19 protein-coding genes are annotated in these 23,368 nt (G+C 71.8%); 9 read left to right on the forward strand and 10 right to left on the reverse strand.

Annotation, left to right across the window (positions count from 1 at the left end):
* Window positions 1-298: 298 nt before the first annotated feature.
* On the forward strand, window positions 299-1,240 hold the full coding sequence (locus BLW82_RS05875) for a cation diffusion facilitator family transporter (RefSeq protein WP_093497794.1): 942 nt from the start codon (window positions 299-301) through the stop codon (window positions 1,238-1,240).
* 204 nt (window positions 1,241-1,444) lie between these two features.
* The gene (gene idi, locus BLW82_RS05880; RefSeq protein WP_093497795.1) at window positions 1,445-2,038 is read left to right on the forward strand and encodes an isopentenyl-diphosphate Delta-isomerase; all 594 of its coding nucleotides are present in this window, start codon (window positions 1,445-1,447) and stop codon (window positions 2,036-2,038) included.
* Window positions 2,039-2,047: 9 nt separating this feature from the next.
* On the opposite strand, the gene BLW82_RS05885 is transcribed toward idi, so the two are convergent.
* Complete coding sequence (locus BLW82_RS05885; RefSeq protein WP_093507881.1) at window positions 2,048-2,539, reverse strand: ATP-binding protein; 492 nt, start codon at window positions 2,537-2,539, stop codon at window positions 2,048-2,050.
* Between the two features lie 266 nt (window positions 2,540-2,805).
* Between BLW82_RS05885 and BLW82_RS05890 the strand changes: the two genes are divergently transcribed.
* Window positions 2,806-3,561, forward strand: coding sequence for an enoyl-CoA hydratase/isomerase family protein (locus BLW82_RS05890; protein WP_093497796.1), 756 nt, complete (start codon window positions 2,806-2,808; stop codon window positions 3,559-3,561).
* On the opposite strand, the gene BLW82_RS05895 is transcribed toward BLW82_RS05890, so the two are convergent.
* Both BLW82_RS05895 and BLW82_RS05900 read right to left on the reverse strand, forming a co-directional pair.
* Window positions 3,533-4,183, reverse strand: coding sequence for a DJ-1/PfpI family protein (locus BLW82_RS05895; RefSeq protein WP_093497797.1), 651 nt, complete (start codon window positions 4,181-4,183; stop codon window positions 3,533-3,535). The genes BLW82_RS05890 and BLW82_RS05895 overlap by 29 nt on opposite strands.
* Window positions 4,184-4,190: 7 nt before the next feature.
* Complete coding sequence (locus BLW82_RS05900) at window positions 4,191-5,159, reverse strand: GlxA family transcriptional regulator (protein ID WP_093497798.1); 969 nt, start codon at window positions 5,157-5,159, stop codon at window positions 4,191-4,193.
* A 136-nt stretch (window positions 5,160-5,295) separates the two neighbouring features.
* Between BLW82_RS05900 and BLW82_RS05905 the strand changes: the two genes are divergently transcribed.
* From BLW82_RS05905 to BLW82_RS05915, 3 genes are all read left to right on the forward strand, one after another.
* Window positions 5,296-6,165, forward strand: a complete 870-nt coding sequence (locus tag BLW82_RS05905) for an SCO6745 family protein (RefSeq protein ID WP_093497799.1) — start codon at window positions 5,296-5,298, stop codon at window positions 6,163-6,165.
* Between the two features lie 609 nt (window positions 6,166-6,774).
* The gene (locus BLW82_RS05910) at window positions 6,775-9,162 is read left to right on the forward strand and encodes a Tex family protein (protein WP_093497800.1); all 2,388 of its coding nucleotides are present in this window, start codon (window positions 6,775-6,777) and stop codon (window positions 9,160-9,162) included.
* 191 nt (window positions 9,163-9,353) lie between these two features.
* A complete protein-coding gene (locus tag BLW82_RS05915; RefSeq protein WP_093497801.1) occupies window positions 9,354-9,947 on the forward strand; it encodes a DinB family protein in 594 nt (197 codons plus the stop codon).
* Between the two features lie 96 nt (window positions 9,948-10,043).
* On the opposite strand, the gene BLW82_RS05920 is transcribed toward BLW82_RS05915, so the two are convergent.
* The 3 genes from BLW82_RS05920 to BLW82_RS05930 form a co-directional block, all read right to left on the reverse strand.
* The gene (locus tag BLW82_RS05920) at window positions 10,044-10,520 is read right to left on the reverse strand and encodes a DUF1003 domain-containing protein (protein ID WP_093497802.1); all 477 of its coding nucleotides are present in this window, start codon (window positions 10,518-10,520) and stop codon (window positions 10,044-10,046) included.
* A gap of 92 nt (window positions 10,521-10,612) precedes the next feature.
* On the reverse strand, window positions 10,613-12,253 hold the full coding sequence (locus BLW82_RS05925) for an ABC-F family ATP-binding cassette domain-containing protein (protein ID WP_093497803.1): 1,641 nt from the start codon (window positions 12,251-12,253) through the stop codon (window positions 10,613-10,615).
* Between the two features lie 56 nt (window positions 12,254-12,309).
* Window positions 12,310-13,332, reverse strand: a complete 1,023-nt coding sequence (locus BLW82_RS05930; RefSeq protein WP_093497804.1) for an oxidoreductase — start codon at window positions 13,330-13,332, stop codon at window positions 12,310-12,312.
* Window positions 13,333-13,397: 65 nt separating this feature from the next.
* On the opposite strand from BLW82_RS05930, the gene BLW82_RS05935 reads away from it, so the two are divergent.
* Window positions 13,398-14,342 (forward strand): FAD-dependent oxidoreductase, encoded by a 945-nt coding sequence (locus BLW82_RS05935; RefSeq protein WP_256215661.1) that lies wholly within the window; start codon window positions 13,398-13,400, stop codon window positions 14,340-14,342.
* Between the two features lie 4 nt (window positions 14,343-14,346).
* On the opposite strand, the gene BLW82_RS05940 is transcribed toward BLW82_RS05935, so the two are convergent.
* A complete protein-coding gene (locus tag BLW82_RS05940) occupies window positions 14,347-16,299 on the reverse strand; it encodes a Xaa-Pro dipeptidyl-peptidase (protein WP_093497806.1) in 1,953 nt (650 codons plus the stop codon).
* Window positions 16,300-16,522: 223 nt separating this feature from the next.
* Here BLW82_RS05940 and BLW82_RS05945 point away from each other — a divergent pair, with 223 nt between their 5' ends.
* Entirely contained in the window at window positions 16,523-17,992 is a 1,470-nt protein-coding gene (locus BLW82_RS05945) for a M1 family metallopeptidase (RefSeq protein WP_093497807.1), read from the forward strand.
* 138 nt (window positions 17,993-18,130) lie between these two features.
* Here the strand turns inward: BLW82_RS05945 and BLW82_RS05950 are convergent, their stop codons facing one another.
* Together BLW82_RS05950 and BLW82_RS05955 are read right to left on the reverse strand one after the other, a co-directional pair.
* Entirely contained in the window at window positions 18,131-18,622 is a 492-nt protein-coding gene (locus BLW82_RS05950; RefSeq protein WP_093497808.1) for a macro domain-containing protein, read from the reverse strand.
* A 42-nt stretch (window positions 18,623-18,664) separates the two neighbouring features.
* Window positions 18,665-20,134, reverse strand: coding sequence for an amino acid permease (locus BLW82_RS05955; protein ID WP_093497809.1), 1,470 nt, complete (start codon window positions 20,132-20,134; stop codon window positions 18,665-18,667).
* Window positions 20,135-20,387: 253 nt separating this feature from the next.
* Between BLW82_RS05955 and BLW82_RS05960 the strand changes: the two genes are divergently transcribed.
* Window positions 20,388-21,119: a MerR family transcriptional regulator gene (locus BLW82_RS05960; protein WP_093497810.1), complete on the forward strand. Its 732-nt coding sequence runs from the start codon at window positions 20,388-20,390 to the stop codon at window positions 21,117-21,119.
* Window positions 21,120-21,155: 36 nt separating this feature from the next.
* Here BLW82_RS05960 and BLW82_RS05965 read toward each other — a convergent pair whose 3' ends face one another.
* On the reverse strand, window positions 21,156-23,333 hold the full coding sequence (locus tag BLW82_RS05965; protein ID WP_093497811.1) for a 3-hydroxyacyl-CoA dehydrogenase NAD-binding domain-containing protein: 2,178 nt from the start codon (window positions 23,331-23,333) through the stop codon (window positions 21,156-21,158).
* Window positions 23,334-23,368 lie beyond the last annotated feature (35 nt).

Below are 23,368 nucleotides of genomic sequence, written 5' to 3' on the forward strand. Positions count from 1 at the left end.
GGCCGTTCACGGCACGGTCGGCCCGCTCTGCCCCTGCCTTTGCCGAGATCATCATCCGCGATCCGGGCCCCGGCCCACAAATGGCGCTCGCAGAACGGGCATTGGGGACACGGGTCCGCGGGCCCCCGGCCGGTCGCCCGCGCTGCCCCGCCCGGGCCCGGAGGCAACTGAGGCTTCCCCGACCTGGGATTCGTTTCCGCAGGTCAGGGCACATGACAACGGTGTTCAGTGCCGCGTTGCCGGATACCCCCCACCCGTAGTTCACTGTGATCCCGGGCGAACACAGGAGGCTTATCCCATGGGGGCAGGGCACGACCACGGTCACAGCCACAGCCACGCGCCGCCCACCGGTACGGCCGCGGCGGCGTACCGCGGCCGGCTCCGGGTGGCGCTTGCCATCACCCTCGGGGTGATGGTGGTCGAGATCGCCGGCGGCCTGGTGGCCGACTCGCTCGCGCTGATCGCGGACGCGGCCCACATGGCGACCGACGCGCTGGGCCTGGGCATGGCCCTGCTGGCGATCCACTTCGCCAACCGCCCGCCGAGCACCAACCGCACCTTCGGCCTCGCCCGCGCCGAGATCCTCGCCGCCCTGGCGAACTGCCTGCTGCTGCTCGTGGTCGGTGGCTACGTGCTGTACGAGGCGGTCCAGCGGTTCCTCACGCCCGCGGACACGCACGGCGGCCAGATGATCGTGTTCGGCCTGATCGGTCTGGTCGCCAACATGATCTCGCTCACGCTGCTGGTGCGCGGCCAGCAGGAGAGTCTGAACGTGCGCGGTGCCTTCCTGGAGGTGGCGGCCGACGCGCTGGGCTCGCTGGCCGTGCTGATCTCGGCGGTGGTGATCCTCACCACCGGCTGGCAGGCGGCCGACCCGATCGCCTCGCTGGTGATCGGCCTGATGATCGTGCCGAGGACGCTGAAACTGCTGCGCGAGACCCTGGACGTCCTGCTGGAGGCGGCGCCGCGGGACGTCGACATGGCGGAGGTACGGTCGCACATCCTGGCGCTCGACGGCGTGGAGGACGTCCACGACCTGCACGCCTGGACGATCACCTCGGGGATGCCGGTGCTCTCGGCGCACGTGGTGGTCCGCTCGGACGCGCTGAGCGCCATCGGCCACGAGAAGATGCTGCACGAGCTGCAGGGCTGCCTGGGCCACCACTTCGACGTGGAGCACTGCACCTTCCAGCTGGAGCCGGGCGGGCACGCGGAGCACGAGGCCCGGCTCTGCGACTGACCCCGCCGGGCCCGCAGCCCCGGAACGCAGCGCTCCGCACTCCCCCGGCGTCCTTGTGTTCGAGACCCCCGGGCGGTTCCCTCTCGCACCCGTAGGGCACGATCAAGTACCGGGTCCCTCTTCCGGCGTGCCCGTGCCGGGAAGTGCCGGGAGTGTCGGATTCGTACGGCAGACTTGGTGCGAAGACCGAGGCGAAGGATGGGTATGCCGATCACACCTGCCACCGCGACGCACAGCACGTCGGAAGGGACCGCAGACGCGATTTTCCTTGAACTCGTCGACGAGAAGGGTGTGACCATCGGCACCGCGGAGAAGCTGGCCGCGCACCAGCCGCCCGGGCAGCTGCACCGGGCGTTCTCCGTCTTCCTCTTCGACGAACACGGCAGGCTGCTGCTCCAGCAGCGGGCCCTGGGCAAGTACCACTCCCCCGGAGTGTGGTCCAACACCTGCTGTGGCCACCCCTACCCCGGCGAGGCGCCCTTCGCGGCGGCGGCCCGGCGGACCTTCGAGGAGCTGGGCGTCTCCCCTTCGCTGCTCGCCGAGGCGGGCACGGTCCGCTACAACCATCCGGACCCGGCCTCCGGCCTGGTGGAGCAGGAGTTCAACCACCTGTTCGTCGGCATGGTGCAGGCGACGCTCGCGCCGGACCCGGAGGAGGTCGAGGCGACCGTCTTCGTGACGGCCGCCGAGCTGGCCGAGCGGCACGCGAAGGACCCCTTCTCGTCCTGGTTCATGACCGTGCTGGACGCGGCCCGCCCGGCGATCCGGGAGCTGACGGGCCCGTCCGCGGGCTGGTGAACCGGCCGCTCAGGGCAGCGTCGCGGGTTTGAGCGGCAGGGCGGCCCAGATCACCTTGCCGCCGCTCGACGTGTGCTCCACGTCCACGACCCCGCCCGCCTCCCGGGCCACCTCCCGCACCAGCAGCAGCCCCCGGCCGCCGGTCTGGCCGTGGTCGGCCTCCAGCGCGGTCGGGCGGTAGGGATGGTTGTCCTCCACCGACACCCGCACCCACTCGGCGCCGACGGCGACCTCCACGGCGAGCACCGGCGACAGCAGCGCCGCGTGCTTGACCGCGTTGGTGACCAGCTCGGAGACGATCAGCAACAGCCCGTACACCAGGTCCTCCGAGACCGGGACGCCCTGGCGCTGGAGCAGGTCCCGTACGGCGCGCCGCGCCTGCGGGACCGAGGCGTCCACGGCGGGGGCGGTGAACCGCCAGACTCCTTCGTACGGCAGCGGATCCGGCGGCGGGCCGCCTCCCTCTGGACGCGGGTCGTGCCCGCGCCCGTGGTTCTCCATCGTCCGGTCGCCACCCTCGCGCTCGATTGTCACCACACGTCGAGTGTTGGCAACGACCCGCTCCGCCCCGGAGAACTGAACACAAGTCAGCGAATATCGAGCGGATCTGACCGTTGGCGTATGACAAGGTCAGTTGTGGAACGACTCTTGCCCCCCTCAATGCCGACTTCGCGAACTATTCGTGTTGTACGGGTATGAGAACTTTCCGGGAGATGCGACGGCGGCCGCCAGGGGCACGGCCGGCCCGCGCCTATAGCATCCCGGCCATGGAGCCCCGCCTCACCCACCAGGTCGAAGAAGCCGTCGCCACGGTAGTCATCGGCAACCCGGCCAAACGCAACGCGATGACCGCGGAGATGTGGCGCACCCTCCCGCCGCTCCTCGACGGCCTCGCGGCCGACCCCGCAGTGCGGGCCCTGGTGCTCACCGGCGAGGGCGGCACCTTCTGCGCCGGCGCCGACATCTCCACCCTCCGGGGTTCCCCCGCCGAGGCACAGTCCCTCGCCGTCGCCGCCGAGGAGGCCCTCGCCGCGTTCCCCAAGCCGACCCTCGCCGCCGTGCGCGGCCACTGTGTCGGCGGCGGCTCGCAGCTCGCCGCCGCCTGCGACCTGCGGTTCGCCGAGGAGGGCGCGCTGTTCGGGGTGACACCGGCCAAACTCGGCATCGTCTACCCGGCCGCCTCCACCCGCCGCCTGGTCTCCCTCGTCGGCCCGGCCGCCACCAAGTACCTGCTCTTCTCCGGCGAGCTGATCGACGCGGAGCGGGCGCTGCGCACCGGTCTGGTCGACGAGGTGCTGCCGGAGGGCGGACTGGACAAGCGGGTGGCCGAGTTCACCCCGATCCTGGCCGCCCGCTCGCAGCTGACGCAGGCCGCCGCGAAGGAGTTCGCCGACGGCCGTACGGACCGGGACGCGCACTGGGCGGAGCAGGCGCGCGGCAGCGGCGACACCGCCGAAGGGGTCGCCGCCTTCCTGGAGCGCCGTCAGCCGCGGTTCACGTGGGCAGCTCCGCCCCGAGGATGAACCGGCTCCTCGAGCGGAGCAGGCCGACGACCTCGGCGGGCGCCTTCTGCGGGGAACCCGCGTCGTAGGGCGGCTGCGGGTCGTACTCGATCCCGAGCTGCACCGCCTGCGCGACCGCGTCCCCGGAGATCCTGCCGATCAGGGTCAGGCCCATGTCGATGCCCGCGGAGACACCGGCCGCGGTGACGTACTTGCCGTCGAGGACGACCCGTTCCCCCGTCGGTTCGACGCCGAACCCGCGCAGCTCGTCGAGGGCCAGCCAGTGCGAGGTGGCCCGCCGTCCGCCGAGGAGGCCCGCGGCGGCCAGCAGCAGGGAGCCGGTGCACACGGAGGTCGTCCAGGTGCTGGTGGCGTCGGCGGCGCGGATCCAGTCGAGGAGGGCCGGGTTCGTCATCTGGGCGGTCTGGCCGGGGCCGCCCGGGACGACCACGACATCGGGGTGCGGCACCTCGCCGAAGGTCTTCGCCGCGGTCAGGGCGAGCTGCCCGTTGTCGGTGCGGACGGGGCCGGCCTGCTCGGCCGCGAAGACGATCTCGGCGTCCGGGATCCGGCCCAGGGTCTCGTAGGGGCCCACGGCGTCGAGGGCGGTGAAGCGGTCGTAGAGGGCGATCGCGATCTGCATGGCTCTCCTAACGGGGTGGGCCGACGGGTGCCGGGCTGAACCGGCGCCGGTATTCGGCGGGGGTCGCGCCGAGGGTCCGGAGGAAGGCGCGGCGCATCGCCTCGGGCGTGCCGTAGCCGCTGGCGCGGGAGACCTCCTCGACGCCGTCGCCGGTGTCCTCAAGCAGCCGCCGGGCGTGTTCCAGCCGGACCCGGTCGACGTAGCGGCCGGGTGTCGTCCCGGTCTCGGCCTGGAAGGCGCGGGCGAAGTGGCGGGGCGAGAGCGCCGCGCGGGCGGCCAGGGCCTCGACGCTCAGGTCGTCGTCCGGGTGCTCGGTGATCCACTGCTGAACCTCGCGCAGCGGTGCGCGCTGCGCGGTCTGGGCGGCGAGCTGGGCGCTGAACTGGGCCTGGTTGCCGGGTCTGCGCAGGAACACCACCAAGTGCCGGGCGACGGTGAGCGCGACGTCCCGGCCGAGGTCCTCCTCGACCAGCGCGAGCGCGAGGTCGATGCCGGAGGTGACGCCGGCCGAGGTGGCGACGTGGCCGTCCCGGACGTAGATCGGGTCGGGGTCGACCTCGACGGCGGGGTGATCCCGCGCCAGCCTGTCGCAGTACGCCCAGTGGGTGGTCGCCCGGTGCCCGTCCAGGAGCCCGGCGGCGGCGAGCAGGACGGCGCCGGTGCAGACGGAGACCAGCCGCGCGGCCAGCGGCCCGTGCGCCCGCAGCCACGCCACCAGTTCCGGGTCGGGCCGCCGGGTGCCCTGCCCGCCCGGGACGAGCAGGGTGTGCGGGTCGGACGCGCCGGCCAGGGTCTGGTCCGGTACGACCGTCAGCCCGCTGGAGGTGCGCACGGGAGCGCCGTCCAGGGAGGCGGTACGGATCCGGTAGCTGCCCGGGGTCTGGGTGTCGGCACCCGTGAAGACCTCCACCGGGCCGGTGACGTCGAGGCTCTGGACTCCGTCGAAGAGAACGACGAGAACGGTTCGCTGCGCCATGTCGTCGATTATTGGCCGGTACGGCGATGGCCGCAATGACGAGCAGCCCACCTTTCCTGCCATCCCGCACGGCGTACGGCGCCGGCCCCGGTCCGGGCACTGGAAGTCCGTACCAACCAGTAAGTAGCGTGCCGCCATGACAACCGCCGTCCTGGAGCCGCGCGCCGGCCGCCGCTGCCACACCCTGCTCAACTCCCTGCACGCGACCCACTTCTTCAGCCCCGAGCTGGCCGAGGAACTGGCCGCGCTCGGGGTCACCCATCCGCGGGCCGTCAACTTCGCGGTGCGGGCGGCCGCGTTGGGGCCGGTCGGGGCCGGCACGGTGACGGCGACGTTCTACAACTACAAGTACGAGCTGGTGGCCCGGCACGTGCCGGCCGTCTGGGAGACCGCGTCCCCGAAGGACGTCCTCGCCGCACGCGCGCGTGCCGTCGACGGGTCGATGCGGCGGCTGCTCGGCGCGGACGCGGTGGCCTCCGACCGGATGGCCGAGGCCGCGCGGCTCGCGCTGCGCGCCACCGAGGCCTGCGCGCGCTCCGGCCGCCCGCTGTACGCGGCCCATGCCGACCTGCCGGTGCCTCAGGAGCCCCACCTCGCCTACTGGTACGCGAGCACGCTGCTGCGCGAGCATCGCGGCGACGGTCACCTCGCGGTGCTGCTGGCGGCCGGTCTCGACGGTCTCGAGGCGGTGGTGACGCACACGGCGACGGGCAAGGGCATGGCCCCGAAGTGGGTCTTCGCCACGCGCGGCTGGAACCAGGACGACTGGGACGCGGCGGCGGAACGGCTGCGGGACCGCGGCCTCCTCGACGCGGCGGGGGAGCTGACCGAGGCGGGGGTGGCCCTGCGGGCGGAGATCGAGACGGAGACGGACCGCCTGGACCAGGCACCCTACGAGCACCTGGGAACCGACGGCGTCGCCCGCCTAACCGAACTCGCGGCGGACTTCGCGCGGGCGGCGGTGGCCGCGGGGGCGTTCCCCGCGGACCTCCTCGGCAAGGGGTGACGCGGCGGGGACGCGGGCCGGTGCCCGGCCGGCCCGGCGCCACCGGACCGCACCGTCGCGGCTGAGCGCCGTCGCGGCGGAATGTGGGAGGCGGTTGGATCGCCGGGAGCGCACGGGTTTCCGGGAGCGGACGGGTTGTCGGCAGCGGGCCGTCTGGGCGGGCCTGTCCCCTCGCCCGACAGGGTTCGGCACCGCCGGACCACGCCCTGGTGGCTGAGCGCCGTCGCGGCGGATTGTGGGAGGCGGGTGGAGCTCCGGGAGCGGACGGGTTTCCGGGAGCGGACGGTTGTCGGCAGCGGGCCATCTGGGCGGGCCTGTCCCCTCGCCCGACAGGGTTCGGCACCGCCGGACCGTGTCGTGGTGGCTGAGCGCCGTCGCGGCGGATTGTGGGAGGCCGGCGGATCGCCCGAAGCGGACGGGTCGCCGGGAGAGGGCCGTCGGGTTGGGGGCGGTTTGTTTGTCTGGTTCGTTTGGGTGTGCGAATGGATCGTCGGGCGTGCGGGGGATTCGTGGTGTGTCCGTGTCGTGGAACGGCGCCCTGAGGCCCGGTTGTCGGTGTCACCTGCCACAATTGCGGCGCAACCTCAGTGGAGAAGGCGGTACGGGATCGTGACGACACCCGGGTCCCTGGTTCCAGGGTCCATCGAAGGCAGGATCGCCGAGGAGCTCGGCGTACGGGAGCGGCAGGTCAAGGCTGCCGTGGAGCTGCTCGACGGCGGTTCGACGGTGCCCTTCATCGCCCGCTACCGCAAGGAAGCGACCGAGATGCTCGACGACGCGCAGCTGCGCACGATCGAGGAGCGGCTGCGCTACCTGCGGGAGCTGGAGGAGCGGCGGACCGCGATCCTGGAGTCGGTGCGCGAGCAGGGCAAGCTCACCGCCGAGCTGGAGGCGCAGATCCGGGGCGCCGAGACCAAGGCGCGGCTGGAGGACATCTACCTGCCGTACAAGCCGAAGCGGCGGACCAAGGCGCAGATCGCGCGGGAGGCCGGCCTCGAGCCGCTGGCCGAGGGGCTGCTCGGGGACCCGGGCGTGGAGCCACTGGCGGCCGCCGCCGCCTTCGTCGACGCCGACAAGGGCGTCGCCGATCCGCAGGCCGCCCTGGACGGTGCCCGCGCGATCCTCACCGAGCGTTTCTCGGAGGACGCCGACCTCATCGGTGAGCTGCGCGAGCGCATGTGGGTGCGCGGCCGGCTCGCCGCGAAGGTGCGGGACGGCAAGGAGGAGGCGGGCGCGAAGTTCGCCGACTACTTCGACTTCACCGAGCCCTTCACCGACCTGCCCTCGCACCGCATCCTGGCGATGCTGCGCGGCGAGAAGGAGGAGGTCCTCGACCTCGTCCTGGAGCCGGAGGAGCCGACCGAGGGCCCGTCCTCGTTCGAGGGGATCGTCGCCCACAGGTTCGGGATCGCCGACCGGGGCCGGCCGGCCGACAAGTGGCTGACGGACACGGTCCGCTGGGCCTGGCGCACCCGGCTCCTCGTCCACCTCGGCATCGACCTGCGGCTGCGGCTGCGCACGGCCGCCGAGGACGAGGCGGTCAACGTGTTCGCGGCGAACCTGCGCGACCTGCTGCTCGCCGCCCCGGCCGGCACGCGCGCGACGCTGGGCCTGGACCCCGGTTTCCGGACCGGTGTGAAGGTCGCCGTCGTCGACGCCACCGGCAAGGTGGTCGCCACCGACGTCATCTACCCGCACGTCCCGGCCAACAAATGGGACGAGGCGATCGCCAAGCTGGCCCGGCTCGCCAAGGAGCACGCGGTCGACCTGGTCGCGATCGGCAACGGCACGGCGTCCCGCGAGACCGACAAGCTCGCCGGTGAGCTCATCACCAGGCACCCGGACCTGAAGCTCACCAAGGTGATGGTGTCCGAGGCCGGCGCGTCCGTGTACTCGGCCTCCGCCTTCGCCTCCCAGGAGCTGCCCGACATGGACGTGTCGCTGCGCGGCGCCGTCTCCATCGCCCGCCGGCTCCAGGACCCGCTGGCCGAGCTGGTGAAGATCGACCCCAAGTCGATCGGCGTCGGCCAGTACCAGCACGACCTGTCCGAGGTGAAGCTGTCCCGCTCGCTGGACGCGGTGGTCGAGGACTGTGTGAACGGCGTGGGCGTGGACGTCAACACGGCGTCGGCCCCGCTCCTCGCCCGGGTCTCCGGCATCACCTCCGGACTCGCCGAGAACATCGTCGCCCACCGCGACGCCAACGGCCCGTTCACCTCCCGCAGCCAGCTGAAGAACGTGGCCCGGCTCGGCCCGAAGGCGTACGAGCAGTGCGCGGGCTTCCTGCGCATCCGCGGCGGCGACGACCCGCTGGACGCGTCGAGCGTCCACCCGGAGGCGTACCCCGTCGTCCGGCGGATGGTGAAGACGTCGGGCCAGGAGGTGGCCGCGCTCATCGGCAACACGGGTGTGCTGCGCTCGCTGCGGCCGTCGGACTTCGTGGACGAGACGTTCGGTCTGCCGACCGTCACCGACATCCTCAAGGAGCTGGAGAAGCCCGGGCGCGACCCGCGTCCGGCGTTCAGGACGGCCACCTTCAAGGAGGGCGTCGAGAAGATCTCCGACCTGTCCTCCGGGATGGTCCTGGAGGGCGTGGTGACGAACGTGGCGGCATTCGGCGCGTTCATCGACGTCGGCGTGCACCAGGACGGTCTGGCGCACGTCTCCGCGCTGTCCAAGACCTTCGTCAAGGACCCGCGGGACGTGGTGAAGCCGGGTGACATCGTCAAGGTGAAGGTCCTCGACGTGGACATCCCGCGCAAGCGGATCTCGCTGACGCTGCGGCTGGACGACGAAGCAGCTCCGCAGCAGGGCGGCCGACAGGGCGACGGCGGCGAACGGCGCCAGCGGGGCGGCCGTCCGCCGCAGCAGCGGCAACAGCAGCAGCGGCAGGGCGGCGGAGCTCGTCAGGCGTCCGCGCCCGCTCCGGCGAACAGCGCGATGGCCGATGCTCTGCGCCGGGCCGGGCTGCTGGGCGGCAAGGACGGGAAGCGCTGACCGGGCCTTGACGGCGCCTTCCGGGGGTGCTGGGGAGCTGCGGGTCCGTCGTGGCCGGTCGCGCAGTTCCTCCCCCGGCCTTCTGCCAGGGGTGTTCCGGCGCCCCTGACGGGATGCGTTGCCCTCGCCGGGCACCGTCGCGCGCCGGCCAATTCCCTGGACAAAGATCTCCTGATGCGCAGACTGGCCCCATGACCGGAGCTGACTTCAAGGCCGATCTCCATACGTACCTCCAGGACGCCCGTGACGTGCTGGTGTGGAAGCTGGAGGGGCTGTCCGAGTACGACATCCGGCGTCCGCTGACTCCCACCGGCACGAATCTGCTGGGCTTGGTCAAGCATCTCGCCGGTGCCGAGGCCTGGTACTTCGGAGCGGCGTTCGGGCGTCCCTTCGACGGAGCACCGAGGCTGTGGTTCACCGGCGACACGGAACCCAACGGAGATCTGTGGGCGCGGGCCGACGAGACGCGCGAAGAGCTGGTCGGGGTCTACCAGCGGATCCGGACCCACTCGGACGAGACGATCGCCGCCCTTCCCCTGGACGCGGTCGGCCGCCTGCCCGTCGACCCGCCGAAGGAGATCACCCTCCACCGCGTCCTCACCCACATGGTCGCCGAGACCCAGCGGCACGCCGGTCACGCCGACATCGTGCGCGAGCTCGTCGACGGGGCGACGGGGCAGCGGGTGAACGGTGCCAACATGGCGCCCGGCGACGCGGAGGCCTGGGCCGAGCACCGGGACCGCGTGGAGCGGGCGGCCGGGGAGGCGGGGCGGCGCGGCCGGTGAACCCGAGGCGAAAGGGGCATGTCAAATCGGCGTCACATCTGTGCGCCTGCGACGACTGGCTCGACGTCACCGCCTTCGGCGCCACCGCCTGACGGATCATGTCTCCTTCGGCGGCTGGGCGGTGCCGTTCATCCGGGCGCGGTTCTCCGTGAGCAGGTCCTGGACGCGCTTCTCGACCTCCAGTGGGTCGACGCCGAGGGCGCGACCTATGTGGATGGACCACACCTCCGAGCGCACGTTGGTCTCGAAGTCCAGGTCGGCACGGACGTTCTCGCGGGCGGCCTGGCGGTTCTGGCTCACCATCACGAACGTGGACAGGAAGATCGCCTCCAGGCTGACGATCATGGTGAGCAGGCCGAAGGGGAACGGGTCCCAGATCGCGCCCTTGCCGAGCACGCCCTCGTTGCAGACGATCCAGACCGCGAACCACAGGGCGTGCAGGTAGACGAACGTCATGGTGCCGGCGAAGGCGGTGATCGCGTCGGCGATGCGGTCCTGGGTGCCGCGCAGCTGGGCGAGAACGTCCTGTTCGTTCACGATCCGCGGGGCCGACCGTTTCGGCGATGTGCTCATGGCCTGTCTCCTGCCGGGTGTAGGGGGCCGGGTCGGGTTGTCGGGCGGCCGCGGGTGCGTTGTGGTTGCCCGCGCGGTTCCTCCCCCAGCGGTCAGCGTTCCGTCACCTTGCCCGCCGCGACCTCCAGGCGGCGGGTGACGCGGACCGCGTCGAGCATGCGGCGGTCGTGGGTGACCAGGAGGAGGGTGCCCTCGTAGGTGTCGAGGGCGGACTCCAGCTGCTCGATCGCGGGGAGGTCGAGATGGTTCGTCGGCTCGTCCAGGATCAGCAGGTTGACGCCCCGGCCCTGCAGCAGTGCCAGGGCGGCGCGGGTGCGTTCGCCCGGGGAGAGGGTGACCGCCGATCGGAGCACGTGGTCGTGTTTGAGGCCGAACTTGGCCAGCAGGGTGCGGACTTCGACCGGTTCGGTGTCCGGGACCGCCGCGCTGAAGGCGTCCAGCAGGGACTCGGTGCCGTGGAACAGCTTGCGGGCCTGGTCGACCTCGCCGACCAGCACGCCCGAGCCGAGGGCCGCGTGCCCGGCGTCCAGGGGCACCCGGCCGAGCAGCGCGGCGAGCAGCGTCGACTTGCCCGCGCCGTTGGCGCCGGTGACCGCGACCCGGTCCGCCCAGTCGATCTGGAGGGAGACCGGGCCGAAGGTGAAGTCGCCGCGCCGTACCTCCGCGTCCCGCAGGGTGGCGACGACGGCGCCGGAGCGCGGGGCCGTCGCGATCTCCATGCGCAGTTCCCACTCCTTGCGGGGCTCCTCGACGACCTCCAGGCGTTCGATCATGCGCTGGGTCTGGCGGGCCTTGGCGGCCTGCTTCTCGCTGGCCTCGCTGCGGAACTTGCGGCCGATCTTGTCGTTGTCGTTGGACGCCTTGCGCCGGGCGTTCTTGACGCCCTTGTCCATCCAGGAACGCTGCATCTGGGCCCGGTCCTGGAGGGCGGACCTCTTGTCGGCGTACTCCTCGTAGTCCTCGCGGGCGTGCCGGCGGGCCACGTCGCGTTCGTCCAGGTAGGCGTCGTAACCACCGCCGTAGAGGCGGATCTGCTGCTGGGCGAGGTCGAGTTCGAGGACCTTGGTGACCGTGCGGGTGAGGAACTCGCGGTCGTGGCTGACGACGACCGTGCCGGCGCGCAGGCCGGTCACGAACCGTTCGAGGCGTTCCAGGCCGTCCAGGTCGAGGTCGTTGGTGGGCTCGTCGAGGAGGAAGACGTCGTAGCGGGAGAGGAGCAGGGAGGCGAGGCCGGCGCGGGCGGCCTGGCCGCCGGAGAGGGCGGTCATCGGCTGGTCGAGGTCGACGGCCAGGCCGAGGGAGTCGGCGATTTCCTCGGCGCGCTCGTCCAGGTCGGCGCCGCCGAGGTCGAGCCAGCGCTCCAGGCCGACGGCGTAGGCGTCGTCGGCGCCCGGTGCGCCGTCGACCAGGGCCTGGGTCGCCTCGTCCATCACCCGCTGTGCCTCGGCGACCCCGGTGCGCCGGGCGAGGAAGGCCCGGACGGTCTCGCCGGGCCGCCGCTCCGGCTCCTGGGGCAGGTGGCCGACGCTCGCCGTCGGCGGGGACAGACGCAGTTCGCCGTGCTCGGGGGCGGTGAGCCCGGCGAGCAGCCGGAGCAGGGTGGACTTGCCCGCGCCGTTGGCACCGACCAGACCGATCACGTCACCGGGCGCGACGACGAGGTCGAGCCCGGAGAAGAGCGAGCGGTCGCCGTGCCCGGCGGCGAGGTTCTTGGCGACGAGGGTGGCAGTCATCAGGACGCCGATCCTAATGGGCCCGGCCGGCCCGCCCTCAGCCCCGTCTCCCCCGGTCAGCGCTCCAGGGCCGCCACCAGTACGCTCCCGGAGCTGCGGGCCACGACGTAGGAGCCGTCCTTGGCCGCCCTGCCGTCCAGCGGGATGCGGTGGCGGCCGGGTTCCAGGACGCCGTCGAAGAGTTCGTGGGCGCGGGGGCGGGAGAGGCGGTCGAGGCGGTACGACGTGAGCCGGACCCGGCAGGGTGAGGTGACCTCGAAGCCGACGGTGCCGTCGGCGGCGGCCAGGCCGGCCAGCCGGCGCTGCGGGATCGGGCTGCGGTCGAGGACGTGTTCGATCTGGGCGACGAGGAGCGGGACGATCGGGGCGAGTCCGTCGACGTAGGCGACAGGCACACCCGCCCGTTCGAACGCCTGACGTACGGCGGTCCGCTCGGACTGGCCGGCCGCGGGGCCGAAGACGACGGCCGCGTAGCCGCGGAGCTCCTCGGCGGGCACGCCGTCCGCGTCGCGGGTGATGTCGGCGCCGATGCCGATGGTGCGCAGGGCGGCGGCCAGTTTGGCGAGGAGGGCGACACGGGCGCCGATCAGCAGCACCCGGCGGCCGGGCGGCGGGCCGGAGTCGGCCAGGAGCGCGCCGAGGGCCTCGCGGTACTCGGGGCCGCGGAAGCGGAACGGGCCGATGCCGTGATAGCCGTTGAGCTCCAGGTCCACGTGTTCGGAGGTCTGCCAGGCGAAGTCCCGCCAGATGTAGTCGTCGCCGTCGTGCTCGATGACCGCGGTGACCGCGCCGCAGGCCAGGTCCTGGCACTCGGGGCAGCCGTAGACGACGTACCGGCCGTCGGGCAGCGGGGGCTCGGACTCCAGTAAGAGACTGCGGACCTGGGCGGTGAAGATCGCGGGCGGGACGTCGGAGGCGAGCGGGGAGACGGCGTCCAGGTCGGAGAGCTGGAACAGCAGCGGGTGACCGTCGACGACGAAGTCCACGAAGTCCCGGTGGAGCTGGTAGCCGCCGTCGGCGCGGACACCGCCGGCGCGCATCGCCGGGGCCAGGCCGAAGGTCGCGTATGCGGCAGACATGCTGTGAGTATCCCCAGAGCGGGACGATCTGAGCGCGGCATGACATATTCCGCTAACGTCGCCGTGTGCAGCCTGAGCTGAGTGACGAAGTGATCGTGGTCGGCGGCGGGGTGGCCGGACTGACCACGGCGGTGGTGCTGGCCGAGAGCGGGCGCCGGGTGCGGGTGTGGGCCCGGGAGACCGGCGGGCGTACGACCTCGGCGGTCGCCGGCGCGCTGTGGTGGCCGTACCGCATCGAGCCGGAGACGCTGGTCGGGCAGTGGTCGCTCGCCTCCCTCGTCGTGTACGAGGCGCTGGCGGCGCGGCCGGAGGAGACGGGCGTACGCCTGGTCGAGGGCGTACACGACGGCCTGCGGCTGGACGGGCTGGGTTCGTGGGCGGCCGAGGTGCCGGGGCTGACCGAGACCGCGGAAGGTGTGGCGGCCCGGCTGCCGTTGATCGACATGCCGGTCCATCTGGCGTGGCTGCGGGAGCGGTTGGAGCGCGCGGGCGGGACGGTCGAGGAGCGGACGGTGGGCGCGCTGGACGAGGTGCCCGCGCGGGTCGTGGTCAACTGCACCGGGCTCGGGGCCCGTTCGCTGGTCCCGGATCCGGCGGTGCGTCCGGTGCGCGGGCAGCTGGTCGTGGTGGAGAACCCGGGCATCACCACCTGGTACACGTCCGACGAGGTGGCCGGGGGCGCGTCCGCCTACTTCTTCCCGCAGCCCGGCGGGCTGCTGCTCGGGGGGACGGCGGAGGAGGACGCCTGGTCGCTGGAGCCGGATCCCGAGGTCGCGGCCGGGATCGTGGCGCGCTGTGCGGCGGTCCGGCCGGAGATCGGCGGGGCGCGGGTGCTGGCGCACCGGGTGGGGCTGCGGCCGTACCGGTCGGCGGTCCGCCTGGAGCACGAACTCCGGCCGGAGGGCCGAGTGCTGGTCCACAACTACGGGCACGGCGGGGCCGGGGTCACCGTCGCCTGGGGCTGTGCGCGAGAGGCGGCCGGGCTGGTGGACACCGGCCCGGCCGCCTGAACGGTCAGCCCGCGGGGACGCGCTGGACGGTGCGCGGGGTGCGCAGGCCGTGCAGGGCCCTCGGCTCGGGGGCGGTCCACCGGGCGGAAGTGGCGCGGGTGAACGCGGCCGCGCCGCCGACCAGCGGGACCCTGGCCGTCGTACGGGACAGGTCCACGGTGAGCGTCGGGGTGGTGGACGGCGGGTCGATGAGGTCCTTGTCCGTGCCGGCGACGATCAGCGCCAGGCGGTGGCCCTTGGGCACGACGTGGTCGGTGGCCGCCAGGTCGAGCGTGATCGTGTAGGCCTTGCCCGGGGTGAGCGGGACGCCCTTGCCGGGGTCGGCGTAGGTGCCGAGGTCGGCCCAGCCGCGGCTGAAGACGGTGAAGTCGACGGCCTTGGTCTTCGCCGCCGTCTTCCGGAAGCAGGCGCTGTCGCCCGCCGTGCTCTCGCCCCAGCAGGTGCGGTCGGTGAGGGTGGTGATGCCCTCGGCGGCATCGGCGTAGTCGCGGACGGTGTCCGGGCCGAGGTCGACCAGGACGGCGGTCAGGTGGGCCGTCGAGGTGGTCGGGGTGGCGGTGACGGTCACCTTCGACGAGCCGGACAGCCGCAGGTCCCGGGTGAGCGGCGCGGTGAGGAAGCCGGCCTTCTCCGAGGTGGGGGTGGCGAGCTGGGCCGCCCAGTCGGTCTCGCTCTGCTGCGGGTCGTCGGTGAACGTCTCGGTTCCGGAGCCCTTGTGCAGGCCGAGGGTGCCGACGCCGGCCCGGGTGCCGGTGGCGGGGCGCAGGGTGGTGGTCTGCGTGCCGCGCGGCGGCCAGACCGAGGAGGTCACCCACTGGTCGGGGTGGCGCTCGATGTCGGCCATGGGCTCGCGGTCGACGCCGTTGTCGTAACCGAGGAGTTCGTGGTCGAACCAGCGGTGCAGGGTGTCGACCCAGGCGCCCCGCCGGTAGTCGAACGGGTCGACGTGTCCGGTCTGGGAGAGCCAGATCTTGCGCTCGACGCCGTTCCTGGCGAGGGCGTCCCACCACTGGCCGAAGTGCTTGGTGCGGACGTTGAGGTCCTGCATGCCGTGGACGAGGAAGACGCTCGCCTTCACCTTGGAGGCGTCCTTGACGTAGTCGCGTTCGGTCCACAGGCCGGTCCAGTCGCCGCTGCGCGGGGCGCCGTCGACCAGTTTCTGCTGGACGGCACCGCACTTGGCCTGGGCGTCGTCGCTCTCCACCGCGCCCGCCAGCCAGTCGGGGCCCGAGTCGTAGAGCGGGGCGCCCTGGGCGAAGTAGTAGTCGTACCAGGAGGAGATGGCGCTGATCGGGACGATCGTCTTGAGCCCCTTGACGCCGGTGGCGGCCACGCCGTTGGCGATGGTGCCGTCCCAGCTCTTGCCGATCATTCCGGTCCTGCCATTGGTCCAGCTCGCCTTGACGGTGGTGGTGCCGGTGCGGCTGCTGTACGCCTTCGCGCGGCCGTTCAGCCAGTCGACGACGGCCTTCGCGGACTGGATGTCGGAGCGGCCGCCGACGTCGACACAGCCGTCGGAGCGGTTGGTGCCGGCCAGGTCGACGCCGACGACGGCGTAGCCGCGGGGCACGAAGTAGTTGTCGTAGAAGAGCGGCATCTGGACGACGTTCCCGTGGGCGTCGTACGTCTTCAACTGGCTCTCGTTGCCGCGGCCGCAGCAGGAGTAGTAGGGGCTGGCGTCCATGATGACCGGCACCTTGCGGCCCTGCGCGGCGGGTTCGGCGGGCCGGACGACGTCGGCGGCGACCCGGTCGGTCTTCCCGTCGCCGTCGGAGTCGAGACCGGTGTCCACCCAGACGGCCTCGCGGATGGCGTTCGCGTACGAGTAGACGGGCCGGCTCTCGCGAGGGGCGCCGGAAGCCTGGGCCGCGACCGGGGTGAGGAAGGCGGCGATCAGGGCGGCGACGGCCGCGACGGCGAGCGGTCTCCAGATCGTGAAGCGCGTGCGTTTCGGCATGCGGCGGACGTTACCCCGGTCAACTCCTGTGCAGAAGGGGGCATCTGGGGGACCGTCAGGCCGGATTGCGGCCGAATGGCGATCGTGTGACAGGAGGTGCCATGGACAGGCCAGGGGACACAGGGACTGAATAGGCTCCGAACAGTTTCGTGCTCCATCGACTTGGCGCGGCCCGCCCCGGTGTGGCGGGTGCGCCTCGGCCCCCTACCGACCTGGAGTTCTCTTGCACCGCAGAATCCTCGCGCCGGGCGCCCTCGCGGCGGCCTCCCTGCTGCTGGCGATCCCGGCATCGGCCGCGAGCTACAGCCCCGGCGCGCCGGGCATCGGCGACCCCTACTACCCGTACTACGGCAACGGCGGTTACGACGTCTCCCACTACGACCTCCGCCTGCAGTACCAGCCGGCCACCGACGAACTGGCCGGTACGGCAACGATCCTGGCGCGGACCACGCAGGACCTGTCCAGCTTCGACCTGGACTTCCTGCTGGACGTCAGCGAGGTGCGGGTGAACGGGGTGAAGGCGGACTTCGCCACGTCCGGTCAGCACGAACTGGTCGTCACCCCGAAGTCGCCGCTGGCGAAGGGCACGCAGGTCACCGTCGTGGTCCGCTACAGCGGGGTGCCGTCGACCAAGAGCGCGTACGGCTTCAACACGTGGCACCGCACCCCGGACGGGGCGGTCGCGGCGGACGAGCCCGAGGCCGCGTGGTGGTGGTACCCGAGCAACGACCACCCGCTGGACAAGGCGACCTACGACGTGTCGGTGGCGGTCCCCGACGGCACCCAGGTCATCTCCAACGGCCTGCTCCAGTCGACGAGTTCGAAGCTCGGCTGGACCCGGTACAACTGGCGGCAGAACAAGCCGCAGGCGACCTACCTGACCACCCTGGCCGTCGGGAAGTTCGACATCACGACGAGCACCTCCGAGGGCGGGGTGCCGGTCGTCAACGCCTACAGCAAGGACCTCGGCGACAACGACGGGGCGGCCCGGGCGAGCGTGGAGCGCACCGGGGAGCTCGTCGACTGGCTCTCCGGCTACTTCGGGCCGTATCCCTTCAGTTCGGCCGGCGGGTACGTGCCGAACACCACCACCGGGTACGCGCTGGAGACGCAGACCCGCGTCTACTACAGCCCGAAGCAGTTCGCGAACGGTTCCAACACCTCGGTGGTCGTGCACGAGCTGGCCCACCAGTGGTACGGCGACGACGTCTCCCTCAAGGGCTGGAAGGACATCTGGCTCAACGAGGGCTTCGCCCGGTACGCGCAGTGGCTGTGGTCGGAGCACGAGGGCGAGGGCACGACGCAGGAGCTCGCCGACTACGTGTACGCGTCGCATCCGGCCGACGACGCGTTCTGGACGGTGAAGCCGGGGGATCCCGGTCCCGACGACCAGTTCGACATCGCTGTCTACGACCGGGGGGCGCTGGCCGTGCAGGCGCTGCGGAACGCGGTCGGGGACGACGCGTTCTTCGCGATCCTGAAGGGGTGGCCGAAGGAGCACGCGTACGGGAACGCTTCGGTGGGGGACTTCGAGGAGTACGCCGAGAAGGTGTCGGGGAAGTCGCTGTCCGGGTTGTTCGACGCGTGGCTGTTCCAGCCGACGAAGCCGGCGGCTCCCGCGTTCAGGGCGGCGGTGGCCCCGGTCCGGCCGAAGTCGTGGAAGCGGATCGAGGCGACGAACGACCTGCACTGAGCAGGGGCCGGTGCCGGGTGCGCCGAGTGGGGGGCTGCGGGCCGGTGGGGGCCGGTCGCGCAGTTCCTCCCCCGGCCTGTGGCCGGGGGGACCCCCAGCGCCCCTGAAGGGGCGCCCGTCCGCAGCCTCTCCAGCAGGCTAACGGGGCGCTTCGTCGCCGTGGTCGTACACGGTGACCGGGATTCGGCGGGCCACCAGCCGCTCGTTTATCACCGGTTCGATCCGGGACCACTTGCCGCCCGCCAGGCCGCAGCCGATGCGGGGCATGTGCACGGACGCGCCGCGATCGAGCACCTCGTCGGCGAGCTCGGCCAGCGCCGTGTCTATCGCCTCGTACCGGACCGGTACGCCCTTGCTGCCGGTCCTGGTCCCCCGCTGGCCGATCATGTTGGCCACCCAGATGTAGCGCTCGACCTGGACCAGCTGGACGGCGCCCAGGCCGAAGTCGTTGTTCGCGCGGTCGCGGTGCCAGGCCCGGTATGCCTTCTCGGGCTCGGGCCAGCGGCGGGAGAGGGCCAGCACGAAGCCCTTTCCCCAGCCGCCCAGGTCGTTGCAGACGTGAGCGATGACCTTGACGCCCTTGCCCGACGGTGTGGTGGCGTCGCCTCGGACGTATGTGATCTCCCCCACGACGCCACCCTAGGCGATGCCTCTGACAACGGCGCCGGGCCGCTACTCCGAGAGCTGGGTCAGCTCCCTGTCGGCCGTCTGGGAGACCCGGCGGCGGACGCCGAACCAGCCGGCCACCAGGAGGACGGCGATCACCGGGATGAGCAGGAGGGTCTTGCGGCCGACCTCGGCGTCGTTCCCCATCATGCCGAGGCAGACCAGCAGGAAGGCGATGGTGGTGAGCTCGGTCACCGGGCTGAGGCGGAGGCGGAACGCGGGGCGCTCGACCAGGCCGGCCTTCGCGCGGCGGACGAAGATCAGGTGGCAGAGCATGATGATCACCCAGGTGCTGATGATGCCGAGGGAGGCGACGTTCAGCACGATCTCGAAGGCCTGGCTGGGCACCAGGTAGTTCAGGCCGACGCCGAGCACGCAGACCGCGCAGGTCAGCAGGATGCCGCCGTAGGGCACCTGGCTGCGGTTCATGCGCGCGGTGAACTTCGGGGCCGAACCGGCCACCGCCATGGAACGCAGGATGCGGCCCGTGGAGTACAGGCCGGAGTTGAGCGAGGACATCGCCGCGGTGAGGACCACCAGGTTCATCACGTCGCCGGCGCCCGAGACGCCGATCTTGGAGAGGACCGTGACGAAGGGGCTCTCGTCGGCCGAGTAGACCGAGCCGGGGAGGAGGAGGGCCAGGAGGACGACCGAGCCCACGTAGAAGAGGCCGACGCGCCACATGATCGAGTTCACCGCGCGCGGGACGACCTTCTCGGGCGCGGCGGTCTCGCCCGCCGCGACGCCGACCAGTTCCAGGGCCGCGTACGCGAAGATCACGCCCTGCATGACCAGGACGACCGGCATCAGGCCGTGCGGGAGGACACCGCCGTGGTCGCTGATGACGCTCACGCCGGGGGTCCGGCCGTCGACCTTGTGCTGGGTGGCGAGCAGGAAGATGCCGATCAGCATGAAGCCGACGAGGGTCGCGACCTTGATGATCGCGAACCAGAACTCCATCTCGCCGAAGATCTTCACCGAGATCAGGTTCACCGCCAGGACGACGGCTAGGGCGATCAGCGCGAGCGTCCACTGGGGGATGCTCGTGAACATGCTCCAGTAGTGGGTGTAGAGCGCGATCGCCGTGATGTCGGCTATGCCGGTGGTCGACCAGTTCAGGAAGTACATCCAGCCGGCGACGTACGCGCCCTTCTCGCCGAGGAACTCACGCGCGTACGAGACGAAGGAACCGGAGGAGGGACGGTAGAGGACCAGCTCGCCGAGGGCGCGGACCACGAAGAAGGCGAAGACGCCGCAGACCAGGTAGGCGAGGGCGAGGGCCGGGCCCGCGTTGTGAAGGCGGCCGCCGGCGCCCAGGAAGAGGCCGGTGCCGATCGCGCCGCCGACGGCGATCATGTTGACGTGGCGGGCCTTGAGGTCCTTGCTGTAGCCGGCGTCGCCCGCGTCCGCGGGCGCCTGGGCCGCGTCGGTCCGGGTGGCGGCAGCCTGTGCCGTGTCCACGGAGTCCTTGCTCACAGGGGGGTTCCACTCTCTGGTGCGCCCGAACGGGTCACGCTCGGGTGTCCGGATGTAGGCGGTCGGCGCGCTTGGTGGTGGGCACAGACCAAGGCCCACTTTCCCCCGGACACCAGGGCGTATGCGATGGTGCAGATCACAGAGCGGGACTTCTCACAAGGTCACGATGTTGGCGTGAAGATGAACATCAGTTGAACACATCTGGGTCACCGTCCGGTGTCACAGTGCCGGTGTGACAGCGATACTGCTGCACATGACGACCGACACCGACGGCGGTTCCACGGACCCGGCACTCACGATCGACGAGCTGGCCGCGCGGGCCGGCACCACGGTCCGCACGGTCCGCTTCTACGGCACCAAGGGGCTGCTGCCGCCTCCGGTGATCGGTCCGCGCCGGGTGGGCCACTACGGCCGGGACCATCTGGCCCGGCTGGCTCTGATCGAGGAGCTGCAGCACCAGGGCATGACACTGGCGGCGATCGAACGCTACCTACGGCAGCTGCCGCCCGGCCTGAGCCACCACGACCTGGCCATCCATCGGGCCGTGGTCGCCTCCTGGGCGCCGGACACCGAGGTGACCGTGACGGCCGCCGAGCTGCGGCGGCGGGCCGGACGGCCGCTGGACACGGAGGACGTGGAACGGCTCGTCGCCATGGACGTCGTACGACCCGACGGGGACGGCTACCGCATCGACCCCGGCCTGCTCCGGCTCGCCGTGCGGCTCCTCGACGTACCGCTGTCCGAGAAGGCGATCCTGGCCGCGCGCACCGTCCTGACCGAGCACGCGCGGGCGGCCGCGCGCGAGCTGTCCCTGCTGTTCCGGGCCGAGGTGGCGGAGCGGACCGAGGCGGACGTGAAGTCCCTGTCCTCGCACATGCAGCCGCTGGTGGTCCAGGCGCTCCTGACCGCCTTCCAGCGGTCGCTCAGCGCGGAGGTGCACCAGTGGCTCGGCGGCTCAGGAGCCGTCTCGGCAGACGGCTCCTGAGGAGGGTCCGCTCCGCGCACCCGGCTCGGCGTCGGCTCAGCGGCCGTCCGTGAAGGTCTCCCCCTTCTCCGCCTTCTCGACCAGCAGCGCGGGCGGGGTGAACCGCTCGCCGTAGGTCTCGGCGAGTTCACGCGCGCGTGCCACGAAGCCGGGCAGGCCTCCCTCGTAGCCGTTGATGTACTGCAGGACGCCGCCGGTCCAGCCGGGGAAGCCGATGCCGAAGAGCGAGCCGATGTTGGCGTCGGCGACCGAGGTGAGGACGCCCTCCTCGACGAGGCGGACGGTGTCGAGGGCCTCGGAGAAGAGCATCCGCTCCTGCATGTCCCGGAACGGGATCTGGTGGCCGGGCTTCGTGAAGTGCTCGCGCAGGCCGGGCCAGAGGGCGGCGCGGCTGCCGTCCTCGGCGTAGTCGTAGAAGCCCGCTCCCCCGCTGCGCCCGGGGCGGCCGAACTCGTCGACCATGCGGTCGATGACCGCCTCGGCGGGGTGCGCGGTCCAGGTGCCGCCGGTCTCCTCGACGGCCAGCCGGGACTCGCGGCGGATCTTCTGCGGCAGGGTGAGAGTGAGCTCGTCCATGAGGGAGAGCACCTTGGCCGGGTAGCCGGCCTGGGCCGCCGCCTGCTCGACGGAGGCGGGCTCGATGCCCTCGCCGACCATGGCGACGCCCTCGTTGATGAAGTGGCCGATCACCCGGGAGGTGAAGAAGCCGCGCGAGTCGTTGACGACGATCGGCGTCTTGTTGATCTGCCGGACCAGGTCGAAGGCGCGGGCCAGTGCCTCGTCGCCGGTGCGCTCGCCCTTGATGATCTCGACGAGCGGCATCTTGTCGACGGGCGAGAAGAAGTGCAGGCCGATGAAGTCGGCCTGGCGCTCGACGCCCTCGGCGAGGGCGGTGATGGGGAGCGTGGAGGTGTTGGAGCAGAGCAGGGCGTCGGGGGCGACGACGGACTCGATCTCCTGGAAGACCTTGTGCTTGAGGGCGGTGTCCTCGAAGACCGCCTCGATGACCGCGTCGCAGCCGGCCAGGTCCTGCGGGTCCGCGGTGGGCGTGATCCGGGCGAGCAGCGCGTCCGCCTTCTCCTGGCTGGTGCGGCCCTTGGCGACGGCCTTGGCGCAGAGCTTCTCGGAGTAGGCCTTGCCCTTGGCGGCGGCCTCGGCCGAGACGTCCTTGAGGACGACGTCGATGCCCGCGCGGGCGCACGAGTAGGCGATGCCGGCGCCCATCATGCCCGCGCCGAGGACGGCGACCTTGGTGACCTTGCGGGGCTCGATGCCCTTGGGCCGGTTGGCGCCGGAGTTGACGGCCTGGAGGTCGAAGAAGAACGCCTGGATCATGTTCTTCGAGGTCTGTCCCGCGGCCAGCTCCACGAAGTAGCGGGCCTCGATGACCTGGGCGGTCTCGAAGTCGACCTGGCTGCCCTCGACGGCGGCGGCGAGGATGCGGCGCGGCGCCGGGTAGGGGGCGTTGTTGGTCTGCTTGCGCAGGCTCGCCGGGAAGGCCGGCAGGTTGGCGGCGAACTTGGGGTTGGCGGGCGTGCCGCCGGGGATCCGGTAGCCGGGCTTGTCCCAGGGCTGCTGCGACTCGGGGTTGGCGTCGATGAACGCGCGGGCCTTGGCCAGCAGGTCCTCCGGCGACTCGGCCACCTCGTGCACGAGCCCGTTCTGCAGCGCGCGCGTGGCGTTGTACTGGGTGCCCTGTAGGAGGACCTTCAGCAGGGCGTCGGCGATGCCGAGGAGACGGACGGTGCGGACGACCCCGCCGCCGCCCGGAAGCAGGCCGAGGGTGACCTCGGGACAGCCGATCTTGGTGCCGGGGGTGTCGAGGGCGACGCGGTGGTGGCAGGCGAGGGTGAGTTCGAAGCCGCCGCCGAGGGCCGCGCCGTTGATGGCGGCGACCACCGGCTTGCCCAGGGTCTCGATGCGGCGCAGGTTGCGCTTGACGGCGAGGCCGCCGTCGAAGAGGTCCTGGGCGGTCTCGGGGGTGATCCGGATGAGGTCGCGCAGGTCGCCGCCGGCGAAGAAGGTCTTCTTGGCGGAGGTGAAGATGACGCCCCGGATCGAGTCCTGCTCGGCCTCCAGGCGGTCGGTGACCGCGGCGAGGGACTCGGCGAAGGCCGCGTTCATGGTGTTGGCGGACTGGTTGGGGTCGTCCAGCACGAGGGTGACGACGCCGGTGTCGTCCTGTTCCCAGCGGATGGTGGTGCTCTCGGTCATGGCTCGTGTCTCCGTGAAGTCTCTTGGTTCCGCGG

The sequence above is a fragment of the Streptomyces sp. Ag109_O5-10 genome (assembly GCF_900105755.1).
Lineage (GTDB): Bacteria > Actinomycetota > Actinomycetes > Streptomycetales > Streptomycetaceae > Streptomyces.

What these genes read in the sequence shown, in the direction of transcription:
- BLW82_RS05920 (WP_093497802.1), bottom strand. Translation starts at nt 10,520, where the DNA reads ATGAGCACATCGCCGAAACGGTCGGCCCCGCGGATCGTGAACGAACAG.
- BLW82_RS05900 (WP_093497798.1), bottom strand. Translation starts at nt 5,159, where the DNA reads ATGGCGCAGCGAACCGTTCTCGTCGTTCTCTTCGACGGAGTCCAGAGC.
- BLW82_RS05885 (WP_093507881.1), bottom strand. Translation starts at nt 2,539, where the DNA reads ATGGAGAACCACGGGCGCGGGCACGACCCGCGTCCAGAGGGAGGCGGC.
- BLW82_RS05965 (WP_093497811.1), bottom strand. Translation starts at nt 23,333, where the DNA reads ATGACCGAGAGCACCACCATCCGCTGGGAACAGGACGACACCGGCGTC.
- idi (WP_093497795.1), top strand. Translation starts at nt 1,445, where the DNA reads ATGCCGATCACACCTGCCACCGCGACGCACAGCACGTCGGAAGGGACC.
- BLW82_RS05905 (WP_093497799.1), top strand. Translation starts at nt 5,296, where the DNA reads ATGACAACCGCCGTCCTGGAGCCGCGCGCCGGCCGCCGCTGCCACACC.
- BLW82_RS05890 (WP_093497796.1), top strand. Translation starts at nt 2,806, where the DNA reads ATGGAGCCCCGCCTCACCCACCAGGTCGAAGAAGCCGTCGCCACGGTA.
- BLW82_RS05960 (WP_093497810.1), top strand. Translation starts at nt 20,388, where the DNA reads ATGACGACCGACACCGACGGCGGTTCCACGGACCCGGCACTCACGATC.
- BLW82_RS05875 (WP_093497794.1), top strand. Translation starts at nt 299, where the DNA reads ATGGGGGCAGGGCACGACCACGGTCACAGCCACAGCCACGCGCCGCCC.
- BLW82_RS05915 (WP_093497801.1), top strand. Translation starts at nt 9,354, where the DNA reads ATGACCGGAGCTGACTTCAAGGCCGATCTCCATACGTACCTCCAGGAC.
- BLW82_RS05895 (WP_093497797.1), bottom strand. Translation starts at nt 4,183, where the DNA reads ATGCAGATCGCGATCGCCCTCTACGACCGCTTCACCGCCCTCGACGCC.
- BLW82_RS05930 (WP_093497804.1), bottom strand. Translation starts at nt 13,332, where the DNA reads ATGTCTGCCGCATACGCGACCTTCGGCCTGGCCCCGGCGATGCGCGCC.
- BLW82_RS05940 (WP_093497806.1), bottom strand. Translation starts at nt 16,299, where the DNA reads ATGCCGAAACGCACGCGCTTCACGATCTGGAGACCGCTCGCCGTCGCG.
- BLW82_RS05925 (WP_093497803.1), bottom strand. Translation starts at nt 12,253, where the DNA reads ATGACTGCCACCCTCGTCGCCAAGAACCTCGCCGCCGGGCACGGCGAC.